This is a genomic window from Saccharophagus sp. K07 (genome assembly GCF_014336955.1).
Taxonomy (GTDB): domain Bacteria; phylum Pseudomonadota; class Gammaproteobacteria; order Pseudomonadales; family Cellvibrionaceae; genus UBA5868.
In genome coordinates this window covers 85,641-98,264 of sequence record NZ_QRAI01000005.1, presented here as the reverse complement: position 1 = coordinate 98,264, position 12,624 = coordinate 85,641, and the positions used below count along the sequence as shown (strand labels likewise).

Below are 12,624 nucleotides of genomic sequence, written 5' to 3'. Positions count from 1 at the left end.
AGTCATGACTGATATGAATGGTGTCTATTTGGCCTAGTCAACCTAGCCTAAGCACTACGCACAAACAATCCAATTTCGCGGACTCGATCACAAACCGATTCGCCACTGAATGGTTGCATTGCGATCAAACGAGGGCACTGGTATATCCTTTGGAATTTTGCGGCAAACGCGGAGTAATCATCATGATTTTAAGAACCATCATTTTGGCAGGCTTGTTGGCTACCGGGGTTAGCGCTAACGCAACTGATTTCAGAATGAAAATCGACCGTATCGACGAATTGAATGGAATCGTCCTGCGAGGTGTTTCTATCACTGGGACTGCCGAAGAGGGATGCATTTCCCACGATGATGTATTTGTTGTGAGACGCAACGGAAAAGAAGTGTTGCAAGCGGTTGCTCGCATCTTGCTTGTGGAGGATCTGAGAGAAGGGGAAGAAGTTGACGGCGAAGCCTATGCCGGCGAAGTGATTAGTTTTTATCTTCCCGACATGAAAAAAGAGGTTGTACAACTGGGGGATTTTGTAACTGCCAAGGCCACCAAGTGCAAAAAAAGCAAGCGACGGTAAGTCTGCTTTATTAATCCTTTGGGCATTTTTTTGTGTAAAAACACGGCTTTAGAGTCAATATGACCATGCGCAAGTTGGCAATTTTTTAACCAAATCTTTGCTTTATTTGATGATATGACAAAAGGAAGAAATGGCGCACATACCAAATTTCAATATCTACGTAGATTGGTTCTAAGGCATGTTCGACGCGACGGTTGTATTTGTCGGTCGCCGCGGCAGTGCGGTCCGGGTGGAGCAAGTTAACAATAACGATGGCTCGTTCGATCGGAATGCCTCACCCGGAGCGAAGATGCTCCTCCTATTTTCAATAAACAGCAAATATTCATTAGGCGGGGTTTCCCTATGAGTTTTTTCAAACTTAAAAGCTCACTTGCAGCAGTGACGGCATGTGCTGCTTTGATGAGTTTTTCCTCAGCGAACGCTTGTACCGGCGTACTTAACAACTCCAACAACGCGGTCGGTACTCACAACGGCTTCTACTATTCATTCTGGAAGCAGGAAAACGGCAACCGAGTAAGCATTACCTGCGGTGAACCCGGCTATTACAAGACTGAATGGAGCAACGTCTTTAACTGGGTAGGTGGACTGGGCTGGAACCCAGGCGGTCCGCGAATCGTTAATTACCGCGGTTCATTCAACTCTGGCCGCCAGCGCAACTCCTCAAACTCATATCTGGCACTTTACGGATGGACTCGCGTCCCAACAGAAGTTGAGTATTACGTAGTTGAGAGTTACGGCTCCTACAACCCAGCTAACTGCGGTGGTGGCGGCGGTGTAGTTGGCGGCGGCGGTAACGGTGACGGCCGCAAAGGAACCGTTACTATCGGCGGTGTGGCTTACGACTTGACTCAGTGTACTCGTACCAACCAGCCTTCTATTTCTGGTACTTCCACATTCAAGCAGTTCTTCAGCGTACGCCAAAACCCGCTGCCCTGGGGTCAGGTTCAAGGCTCCATCGACGTGGGCGCGCACTTCCAAGCCTGGGCTAACGCCGGCATGAGACTGGGTGATGACCATTACTACATGGTTCTCGCTACCGAAGGTTACGATGGCAACAGAAACTCCTCCGGTAACTCCGAGCTGTGGATCAGTGAAGGTGCAGGTGGCGGCGGCGGTAACCAAGGCCCAGCATGTGGTGAAGTAGGTGGCGTACCTGTTTGCTGTCATATCCGCTCTGAAGACCCGATTGGTAGCGGCATGGGTATGGAGAACGGCAAAGCTTGTACTGTAACCGACAAAACTGTCGGCTGGCACCCAGCCAACCCATCCAACGTTATTGCAGCGGTTAACGTAGGTAGCGATGGCCCCGCAGTTCAGATCGGCAACATCTACTACGCGCCTAACCTCTATATGACAGGCGGTCAGCCGAACTCCACTACAGCGAACATTACTGGCGGCAACAACGACGTTTACAAAACCGAGCTCTACGGTGACTTCAGTGCGTCTATCCCTGTTACCAACGGTGCTTACACTGTTGAATTGGGCTTTGTTGAGATGTACTGGACTGCCTCTAACTCGCGTTCTTTCAACGTTGCTATCGAAGGCCAGCAAGTAATGCGCAACGTCGATATCTATGCAGAAGTTGGCGCCAACACTGTAATGAAGAAGACCTTTGACGTAACCGTAACCGACGGCAAACTGGACGTTGTGTTGACTACTAACACTGACAACGCAACCCTGAGCTCACTGTTGGTAACCAAGTCAGCTAGCAGCTCTTCCAGCTCCAGCTCGTCTTCCAGCAGCTCTTCAAGCAGCTCTAGCAGCAGTTCTTCCAGCTCTAGCAGCAGCTCATCTAGCAGCAGCTCCAGCAGCTCTTCCTCCGGCGGCAACAACAACGGCGGTGGCAATGGCAATACTGGCGGCGGCAGCAACGGTGCTCTGTTCCTGCTGATGATGGGCGCTCTGCTCCTGTCTCGCCGACTGGTTGTAAAACAGTAATCAATCAATCCTGAGTAAACAAAAATCCCGGTTTGGTTACCAAACCGGGATTTTTTTTATCTGGGAGCATTCGGCAGTAAGACCCTTACACAAACTCCGCCACCATTTCTGTTCTCCAAGGAAATCTGCCCGCCGTGGGCATCCACGATCTCGCGACACAGCGATAAACCAATTCCGCTGCCCGATTGTTTGGTGGTGTAGAAAGGCAGCAGCGCATGTTCCATGGTGTTTGCTGACATGCCGGTGCCGCGATCCAAAACCCGTAACACGCAGTATTGGCTGTTTTGCTCTATCGCCAACCAGATTTCATCTGAGGCTGAGCCAGATTCGTGGGCATTTTTTAGCAGATTGGTAATCACTTGCTGAATCTGCACCGGGTCAAAATATCCCGGAGCAGAAGGCATATTCCCGTCAAAACGAAATTCCAAAGCTACAGACAGCTTTTTAATAAACTCCGACCAATCCACTCGCTTCTTTTCTGGCGTTGGCAATTTGGCAATTCGCGCGTAGCCATCGACAAAGTGTTTGAGATGCTGAGCGCGCTCGCCAATGGTTTCAAATACCACACTCAACTGATCATATTTTCCTTGTTCGACCAGCCGCTCGCCGGAATGCGCCATTGAGGAGATCGGCGCTAGGGAATTATTCAACTCATGAGTAACCGTACGAATGACTTTTTTCCAGATCATTGCCTCCTGGCGATGGAGTTCGAACGTCATACGCTTGATCAATATCACCTCATGTTTGCGCACATTAAACATAAAACTTCCTGTGGTCATGTGATAAAGCTCATCGCCGGAGCTTTCTTTCACCCGGAATAACCCATCTTGTCTTTGCGCAATCCTTTCTCTCAGTAAGTCTGGCGTAGCTTTGATCGCGTCGGACAGGCACATGCCGTTAATCGGTTTGCCAGCATTGAGCATTTCCTTGGCAAAACTATTGGAATAAATCACTCGATCTTCTTGATCTATAAGAACAACCCCCATGTTGGAGTTTTGAATGATCATATCCAGCAGCAATTCGCGCTGATATACGTGCTGCCGCTCGTTACGCATTTTTTCTGAAAGCTGATTAAAAACAGCAATGATTTCGCTGAGTTCGTCCTTGCCTGTATTGAAGATGCTTACACTAAAATCGTTATCCAGCAGGTTCAGCATGCCGTTCTGGATAGCGCTGATTTTGATTTTTTGATGCTGCGCCAACTTGCTCACCAACCAGGTTGAGACTGCCAGCGCAACCGGCAGAGCGACCACCAATGCCACCCATAAGTCATCAATTAATTTCGAAAAAGCAACCAAAATTCCCAAACCGATAGTGATCGATAGCGTCACTATCGCGCAAAGCTTTCCTTCAAGTGAGATGGTTTTACGAATTGAGTTCAATTTTGTATTTTTCCAATCGACGATAGAGAGCTTGGCGAGAAAAACCCAGTTGCCGTGCAGCCTGTGCGACAACCCCCTGATTTTGCTTCAGCACCATTTCAATCACTTCACGCGAGGGTTCTGCAATAACTGGCTTGTAACTGTCTATTACAGCCTCATCTATGGGCAATCCAAAGTCTTTAAGCTGGAGTTTTCCCCCTTCATTCAAGATTTGCGCGCGCTGACAAGCGTTCTCCAGTTCACGCACATTTCCCGGCCACGAATAACAACGCAGCGCGTGTAAAACCGAATCATCCAGCTGCGCTTTGCCATGAAAAAAATGGTGTATCAGCGGCAGTATGTCTTCTTTGCGCTCCTCTAGAGGAGGGACTTTCAACTCAAACACATTCAGGCGATATAACAAATCTTCGCGAAACTCGCCCTTTTTGATTGCGAGTTCCAGATTGGTATTGGTTGCACTGATAACCCGCACTTTACAACGCCGGGTCTCGCTGGAACCCAAACGTTCAAACTCACCTGTTTGTAAAACTCGCAACAATTTGGCCTGGCCAGTAGCAGACAGATTGCCTAATTCGTCCAAAAACAAGGTTCCGCCATCAGCCGCCTCAAAACGGCCAATACGCCGTTTGTTAATGCCGGTATAAGCCCCTGCTTCCGCTCCAAACAATTCCGCCTCGATTAATTCCTGCGGTAAGGCACCGACATTGACACATACAAATGGCCCGCTATTTACCCTGAATTGGCCTGAATAATTTGGGCAATTTTCTCCTTGCCCGAACCATTGGGCCCGGTAATCAGCACAGGTGCATCGGAACGGGCAATTTTTACCGCCAGGGTAACTAGCGCATGCATTGAAGCGCTTTGGTAAACAAGTCCACAAAGATTGGCGCTTTCCAACAAACGGGCTTTTTCATTTAATTGTGTTTGCGCTTGCAATCGCTGCTGCTGTTGCAGGTCGGCCAACTCCAATAGATTTTTAATCGTTGTCACCAACTTAATATCATCCCAGGGTTTGGCGACATAATCCGCCGCCCCGCTCTTCACCAGCTCAATGGCGGTTTCAAGCTGTGTCCAGGCGGTGATTAAAATAATGGGAATATCCGGTCGAATTAGCCTGAGCCTATAAAAAAGGGCTTTACCCTCTTCGCCCGACGTGGTGGCCTCGGAAAAATTCATATCCTGAACAACCAGCGCAATGCTGCCGTCCTCCTCCAAACGCTTGCATGCTGCCTGCGGTGTCAGTGCAATTTCCGCTGCAATGTCATGCACGCTCAGCAGCAAATGCAGTGCTTTTCCAACCGCGGGATTGTCATCGACAATCAAAACTTTTTGAGCCATAGAGATTACCCAAATTAAACACTGCAGCTCACCCAGATCAAACGTTGGCAACAGCTACAACGGGTGAAATCTGCGCAGCCTTTCGAATCGGCAAATAAGCCGCCAGCATAGTTACCAACAATAAAAACAGCACAGTAATCACAACATACTCTATTGGAAGAAGACTCATACCGTGGGTTCGGACCATATAGCTGCTATTTACATAAGCGATCATAGTACCAATAACCGCTGCGAATACGACCAGAACAACATTTTCCACCATAAAATAACGCATCACGCCCGCCTTGGTGGAGCCAAGCGCGCGTCGAATTCCAATTTGTTTGCGCCGCTGATTTACCCAGAATGTCGTCAGCCCAACAATTCCCAGCGCATTGACAAAGACCAGCAGGAATATGACAAGAGACAGGATTTTGATCATGGCATAATCACTGGAGTATGTTTCACGCTTGATTTGTGCGATTGATTTTTCGTCCACAATCAAACGAGTACTATCAATAGAGCGCAACTTTTCCACCACCGAATGCATCACGGCGTCTCGCTGATTGCGATCGGCCCGCACGAGATAATTGAGAGAATTTTCTTTCACAATATCAGGAAGAATTGCTGAGCTGGTTGCGAATTCAGCATCTGGCCACGGCCCCATCAAGCGCTCAACGATTCCGACAATCGTCAACTGCATATTTCCCATATATATCACTTTCCCAACCGCGGAATCGTCTGGAAATAGCTTATTGGCAAGATCTTTGGTAATGATAGTTATCGACTGCTCCGGCGTATTCTCCCTCTCATAATATTGAATTTCGTTTGCATTGAAATTCCGACCCTCTATCAATTCCAGCCCGAGCGTCGACAAACCATGATCGCTCATCTCGTAAATTGCACTGGGAAAATCCGTCACCTTCTCTTCCAGGCTTTTGAAAAGTAACCAAGAACTTCCGGCTCCCGATATAGGGACATAGGATATGGGCGTCGCGTCGATAACACCTGGCATTGCGCGAATAATTTCCATATCCCTTTTTGCGATTTGCTCTATATCGGCGCCCGAAGAACTTTGTCGCATCCAGACCCTGAATATTTCCTCTTCTGCCAAGCCGCTCGGACGTCCTATATTTTCTAGTCGCTCACCGACCACAAACAATGCTGTACTCACAACGGCGACAGTGAGTGAGAGCTGAAGAATAATCAAGAGTGGCCCGGTTTTATTGCGCCACAAACTTTTCAATATCGGCATAATATCCAACATAAAATTATCCTGGCTTGTGTCATTGGGTTTTTAGATATTTGGCGGGGGCAGCATGACTCACCCGCCAAGCAGGAAGAAAACCGCTGCACAGGCTTGCCACCAAAGCGAGCAAAAGTGCAGCCGCGACCGTAACACCGTTAAAAACAGCAACGTTTTCATAGTTGTTATAAAGTGATCGCACCGCAGATAGCCCGCCAATTGACAAAAACAAACCGAGCAAAGCTCCAGCCGTTCCGACCATAAAGGCTTCGGTCAAGTGCTGGAAAAATATCGAATAACGACTCGCACCAAGAGCCCGCCTGATACCCGCCTCAGGCACTTTGCGCAGAAATTTAGCGAGCATCAAAACAGTGCTATTGACCAGACAAATCGCCAGAAAAACAAAGGAAAGCACTAACAATTGTTTGTTGTCTTTAGACACTACATTGTTAATCTCCAACCACTCTTGCGGAGTATTCAGTTGATATCCAGGCGAACGCTTAAACCGGCCTCGCTCTTTTTGTGTGGAAATATAGTTATCCAGGAATTGTGTAAACTCCTGCTTTTTCTCAGCAGAGTTGAGGCCCACCCAGGCTTGTATCCAAATCGTCTCGCTTTGCAAAAAGTCTTCGTAGGTTCGGATGTTTTCATCCAACCAACTCTGCGCATTCCCCCAGGATTGAAAGGCTTTAGAGGCAACAAAAAAGAATGGAATATAGGCTTCTGGTGCGTTTTCAAATGGGAGATTATTCAGGTCATAAACATTGGGCACAACTTGCCATTTCTCACTGACCACACCCACCACCGTAAAGATTTCGCCATCCAGCAATAGCGCCTTGCCCAAGCTGTTCTCCCCTTTAAAAAATTTATTATTAAGCCCCTCACTGATCACAATCACATGCTCGGGACCTTCATCCGCATTTTTACTCCAAGCCCCACATAGATGAATTGCACATCGAACATGCTGAAAAAATCGCGCGTTGTCATACGGGTATTGTAGGCCGATGACGTCTCTGACGAATCCGGCAGCTGAATAATGGTGCCCGCCTTGCGCATCACGACAATTTCATCTGCCACCTGGGCGTCATAAAGCGCCTTGGCATCCTGATAAGTCACTTGAGGTGGAATAGCATTAAGACTGAAATACTCCACGTCAGGGTTCCAGGCATTGAGCTGAACGGCAAAAACACGCTCGTTTTTATGGGCCAAAGGATTGCTCGAAACCACGGAATGCATGGTCAGAATCGTAAGATTGGCTGCAATACCAACAGCGGTGGCAAGTACCATCAACAGCGACAAGACCGGAGTTTTACGCAGGCTAAGCAAGGATAATCGCAAATAATATCGCCACATGTTTTTGGCTCCCGACTAAATCGTTTGAGTTGCGGATTTGTTTGCGCTCGCCACATCCGCATTTCTTGCGCTATCAGAATCGACATAGGATTCGTAGATTTTAAAGTCGGTAACTTGCCCGTCCACGATTTGAATATTGCGGTTTGCGCGTCGCGCCAAATCAGGATCGTGCGTCACCATCACAATGGTCATGCCATTTTTGTTGATGTCTTCGAGCATCTCCATGACTTGTCGCGCCATCAAAGTATCGAGATTACCAGTTGGCTCATCCGCCAATAAAAACTTGGGTTCACCTGCCAGCGCGCGGGCAATCGCCACCCGCTGCTGTTGACCACCCGACAACTGCGACGGAAGATGGCGCGCGCGCGAGGCCAACCCCACCATCTCCAGCGCATTCAGAATCCGTTTTTTTCGTTCTGCCGCAGAAAACCCGCGATATCGCAGGGGAACATCAACATTGTCGAAAATATTGAGATCTGAGATCAGATTAAAACCCTGAAAAATAAATCCAATTTTTTCATTGCGCAATTTTGAGCGGACATTATCACTCAAGCGACTCACGTCCTGTCCATCCAGTAAATACTGTCCTTGTTCAAAGGTTTCCAACAATCCGGCGATATTGAGAAACGTCGTTTTGCCGGAACCAGAGGGCCCTGTTACAGCGACAAACTCTCCCTCCTTCACCTCCAGATTAAAATCGCGCAAAGCATGGGTTTCAATCATATCGGTTCGGTATATTTTTTTACGGATTGCATTTTCAACATTGGCAACACCCTGAATTAATTGGTTATCAAGATTTGTTCGTCTGTGGCGGAAGTCGTTAAAGAGGAGATGATAATGCTGTCACCTTCTTGCAACCCATCCACAATCTCCATGTGTTTTAGACTTGAGCCACCGAGCACCACAGGTACACGCAGCGCTTTATTGTTTTGCAATTTGTAAACATGACCGCGAAAACCATCGAAGAAAGAACCGCGATTTACGATCAAAGCATTAGGTTTGTTTTCCAGAATAATTCTGGCGGTCAGGCGTTGGCTCTGGCGGAGATTGTCAGGCAATGCATTCGCAAAACGAATGCGCGCGCTCACACCACCATTCACAACCTCGGGTGATATGGCAGTAACCACGCCGGGATAAACGGCTCCGCCTAAAGTAATTTCCGCTTCCATCAGCGGCGCTATTTCATCCGCAAAGCCTTCTGGTACCACCGCTTCCACTTCAAATGCACTCAAATCCACCACTGTAATCAGCGCTTGATTAGCGATAACGGCTTGCCGGTTGATCACCTGCACATTGCCCACCATGCCAGCAACAGGCGATCGAATCGTTAACTCATTGACGCGGCGGCGCAATGCGTCGACCAGCAGTTGTTGGCGTTTCAGCTGCAATGTCAGCGACTCAATATCAAAAGCCAAAGATTCTTTGGCGAGTTCGCCATTTTGTTTGGCCTGTGCCAACTCCAGTTCAGCGCGCTCCAAATCATCTTCGGCTTTTTCGTATTCCAGTTGGCTGATCAATTTTTTGCTGATGGCCTGCTGCGCACGTAATTTTTCTCTCGCCATGGCTTTTTTGCTCACTTGCGCCATGGCAATGATTTGTTCCAATTCCAAATTGCGGCGTTTGGCTTCTATTTTTTGCCGACCGAGATCCGCTTCGAGACGCGTCAGATTGGCCGTCTCCTGCGCTAATAACTCATTCAAATCGGGGCTGACAATTGTGGCGAGGATTTGGTCACGCTCCACTTTGTCACCGGCTTTAACAGCCAAATCAATGTAGCCCTGTTCCGGGCTAAACAATGTAGGACTGTTCGCCGCCACAATTCGCCCCTGCGAAACCACCTCACGCACCAGCGTACCGCGCTCCACTGTCGCAACCCGAATCGCAGATCGCTCCACCACCTGCCCAGCCAGTGACACATCCGCTACATAATGAGCCGCCCACCCAACAACCGCGATTACCAGCAGAGCGCCTCCCACAATCAGCATCAACCTGCTCTTGCGAGTTGCTTGCCCCACAACTAAATCCTGGGCAGAGGTGTCGGCAATTTTCATATTCATAGACGTGAACCGGACTTGTTTGCCATACGCATTTCAAAGCCCGTACCACATAGACAAAAAATTAGTAAATAGATGTTTTTAAAGAAATTATTTAAGCAAGTAACGGCTTTACGCCATGCACATGTGTCCGCAAAATGTGTCCGCTATCTGCTTGTTTTGATTGAGCGGACACCGGGGCTTCTCAAGATAAATTTCTTTTTGTGAAGATCAATAGACCAAAAAAAAGCCCGCATAAGCGGGCTTTTATATCCAACAATTTTTTCCCACTCGATTATTGTTTTCACAAAAATCCTCAAGAATATCAATGCATTAGTAATGCACAGCCGAGCAATGCCATGAAAAATACCATTCAACACCAAGAGGAAGTTGAGCTACCCACGGGATGACGTCCCATCTACAGTCGCACGCCGCTTCTCCAGTTCTGTGCTGACCAAGCTGCCTGGCCACCTCTCCAACTCGTCATCGGTAAGGCTCGCAAGGATTTGCGCCAAGTTCATCGTCCGATGCGGCGGGATCGGTAGGTCACTTGATGGTGGACCATCGGAGATGAAACAAGGTTCGGCCGATTTGTTCAGCATTGCCATTCGGGTGCTCCAGGCAAGTTCCACTCTCATTTCGTGTCTTGCAAAGCGACGAACTGGTTACTCGGCCCTTCTGACCGCAGCATGAGGTTTGCACCAACCCAAGGTTAAGTGCCATGGTGTTTGTCCTCTTGGGTCATTCGGCCATGGTTTTCAACAACGCATCGCGGGCGTCGGAGTAGAACTGGATGTCGATTTTGGTCGCCATGTCGTCGGACAAATCGACCAACTGACGCCGGCACGCCACCGGCATCAGTAGCGAAGTCGCGCCTTTCTCAACCGCGATCTCGGCAATCGTGACCGCGTTGTGGATCGGTTCAATCGAGCCCCCGAGGTTGATCTCGCCAACAATGATCAAGCCACCACGCACGCTTCGCTTCAACAGTGACGTGCATAGGGCGACCAAAGAGGCCACACCAAGCTTGGCACCTGACTTTGCCGCGTCAAACGCCCGAAGCTGTACCGTGAACTCGTGCTGCCTGGGGTCTTTGTCCCCCACCAATTGCATGGACCTGGCGTACAGGTTCTGTTCGGCAAAGCCGATGCTTTCGCGGAACGCAGGAGGAATGGGCTTGTTAAGCACCTTCACACCGGAGCCTGGGCCTTCATTGACCTCAATGCGGTAGAGGCCCGGGTTTTCTTCGCCGCCTCCCGGGCTGATGGCCCACACCTGACCTGGCTCCAGTGGGTCGCCGCCAATACTGTTGTCGCTTTGCAGCTCAGGCGTCGAGACAAACTTCTCCACGCCGTCGGTGCCCATGATGTAGCTGAAGTGCGTATTGCGAAACTCGGCAGCGCCCACACGCTTTTGCTGCTCTTTTACGCGGCGCCGAGCCTCCATAGCGATGCGAACAGCCCATTCCAGGTCTTCGTCCGGAACTGGGGTGTCCGAGCTCGGATACAACAGCTTGAGCAAACCGCTGACCGTCTTGTTGACCGCATTGGTGTCGCGGCCAGACAGAGCACCGCCAAAGAAGACGCGGTTCTGCAATTCGCTCACCCGACTCTGGTTCCGAAGCTGGCTCCAGCACTCGGACAGGAAGTCGCTGACCAGGCCGAAGTGGTTGGTGACCAGATCCTTGTTGATCTTGGGCACATCCCAACCCGGCAAGAACGCATGGATGCGGTCCATAAAGGCGGTGTCGTCACGCATCTCCGGCGGCATGGGGCCAAACAAGTGCCCAATGCGCTGCTGATGTTCTACATCGACGTCGAAGTTGCCGACCATCACGATGCTGCCGTCGGCGCGGATGCTCTCTTTGCCTCGGCTGAACTCACCGGACTCCATGTAGCCCTTCATGATGTTCACGCCATCCTTCTGGTCGAAGGAGATGCCCGACACCTCATCGAAGCAGACCACGTCGTATTGGCAAACCAAGCCCCTACGACCTCTGGCCGTGTTCTCCACGAACATCTTGGCAACGGTAGCTTTGCCACCTGATACAAGGTGCGCATAGGGCGAGACCTGCTGGAACAGATGACTCTTGCCGGTGCCGCGAGGCCCAAGTTCAACCAGGTTGTAGTTGCGTTCGACGAACGGCACCATGCGCAGCAGAAACGCATTCTTTTGCCGCTCGGTCAAACCCGTGGGTTCAATCCCAATGGACCGGAGCAGAAACGACTTCCACTCCTCGCTCGTGAATTCGGCGCGTGCCTTGGACAGTGTCTCCAGCACGTCGCGTTTCGATAGCTGAATCTCGCGCAGGGAGGTGATCCCAAACGGACGCCCTTTGGCCTCCTGGGCGATGGCCACATCGAACGTCACGCCCAGTTCGGCATAGAAGCCACCGGTCAACATGCGTTCGTGTTGGTTGACGAGCTCACTGCTGATTCGTACATCCGTCAGCCGCAGACTGGGCAGGCTGGCAACGTACTCGCCCTTGTTGTCCACGCGTGCCGTCACCAGGTCGATGATTTTCACCTCACCAGTTTCTAGCGCCCTTGCCTTGAACAGCTCCTCCTCGCCGGCGCGGACCGTGCGGGACTTGAGCTGGCGCTGAACGATCTCTAGTCCCTCGTCGATCTCCTCCTGATCCGTGCTGGCGCAATAACGCCCGAGCATGAACTCGACAACGTAGGTAGGTACCGGAAATTGCCGACTAAAGGTGCGGACCAAGTCTTTCCGGACCAGATACCCGTCTAGCACCGAGGCTGCTTTCTTGTCTATCTGATCCAATTCAATCATTC

The 12,624-nt window shown here is 50.0% G+C and carries 11 protein-coding genes; 2 read left to right on the top strand and 9 right to left on the bottom strand.

Annotated elements, in window-relative coordinates; translation table 11 throughout:
* Positions 1 to 182: 182 nt before the first annotated feature.
* Positions 183 to 566, top strand: a complete 384-nt coding sequence (locus tag DWB84_RS14970) for a hypothetical protein (RefSeq protein WP_187410618.1) — start codon at positions 183 to 185, stop codon at positions 564 to 566.
* A 342-nt stretch (positions 567 to 908) separates the two neighbouring features.
* Positions 909 to 2,504 carry a glycoside hydrolase family 11 protein gene (locus DWB84_RS14965; protein WP_187410617.1) on the top strand — a complete coding sequence of 532 codons (1,596 nt, stop codon included), beginning with the start codon at positions 909 to 911 and terminating at the stop codon, positions 2,502 to 2,504.
* A gap of 56 nt (positions 2,505 to 2,560) precedes the next feature.
* On the opposite strand, the gene DWB84_RS19425 is transcribed toward DWB84_RS14965, so the two are convergent.
* The 9 genes from DWB84_RS19425 to brxL all read right to left on the bottom strand — a co-directional run bounded on the left by DWB84_RS19425 (position 2,561) and on the right by brxL (position 12,622).
* Positions 2,561 to 3,835, bottom strand: coding sequence for an ATP-binding protein (locus DWB84_RS19425; RefSeq protein WP_187410616.1), 1,275 nt, complete (start codon positions 3,833 to 3,835; stop codon positions 2,561 to 2,563).
* A 34-nt stretch (positions 3,836 to 3,869) separates the two neighbouring features.
* The gene (locus DWB84_RS19420; protein ID WP_370589735.1) at positions 3,870 to 4,565 is read right to left on the bottom strand and encodes a sigma 54-interacting transcriptional regulator; all 696 of its coding nucleotides are present in this window, start codon (positions 4,563 to 4,565) and stop codon (positions 3,870 to 3,872) included.
* 50 nt (positions 4,566 to 4,615) lie between these two features.
* Entirely contained in the window at positions 4,616 to 5,224 is a 609-nt protein-coding gene (locus DWB84_RS19130) for a response regulator (protein ID WP_255429015.1), read from the bottom strand.
* 37 nt (positions 5,225 to 5,261) lie between these two features.
* Complete coding sequence (locus tag DWB84_RS14950; RefSeq protein WP_187410615.1) at positions 5,262 to 6,467, bottom strand: ABC transporter permease; 1,206 nt, start codon at positions 6,465 to 6,467, stop codon at positions 5,262 to 5,264.
* A gap of 19 nt (positions 6,468 to 6,486) precedes the next feature.
* A complete protein-coding gene (locus DWB84_RS19415; protein WP_187410614.1) occupies positions 6,487 to 7,344 on the bottom strand; it encodes an FtsX-like permease family protein in 858 nt (285 codons plus the stop codon).
* Entirely contained in the window at positions 7,341 to 7,799 is a 459-nt protein-coding gene (locus DWB84_RS14940; protein WP_187410613.1) for an ABC transporter permease, read from the bottom strand. The genes DWB84_RS19415 and DWB84_RS14940 overlap by 4 nt, the downstream gene beginning before the upstream one ends.
* Before the next feature lie 15 nt (positions 7,800 to 7,814).
* Complete coding sequence (locus DWB84_RS14935) at positions 7,815 to 8,522, bottom strand: ABC transporter ATP-binding protein (RefSeq protein WP_187410612.1); 708 nt, start codon at positions 8,520 to 8,522, stop codon at positions 7,815 to 7,817.
* Positions 8,523 to 8,578: 56 nt separating this feature from the next.
* Positions 8,579 to 9,856 (bottom strand): efflux RND transporter periplasmic adaptor subunit, encoded by a 1,278-nt coding sequence (locus tag DWB84_RS14930; protein ID WP_187410611.1) that lies wholly within the window; start codon positions 9,854 to 9,856, stop codon positions 8,579 to 8,581.
* A gap of 717 nt (positions 9,857 to 10,573) precedes the next feature.
* On the bottom strand, positions 10,574 to 12,622 hold the full coding sequence (brxL, locus tag DWB84_RS14925) for a BREX system Lon protease-like protein BrxL (RefSeq protein WP_187410610.1): 2,049 nt from the start codon (positions 12,620 to 12,622) through the stop codon (positions 10,574 to 10,576).
* Positions 12,623 to 12,624 lie beyond the last annotated feature (2 nt).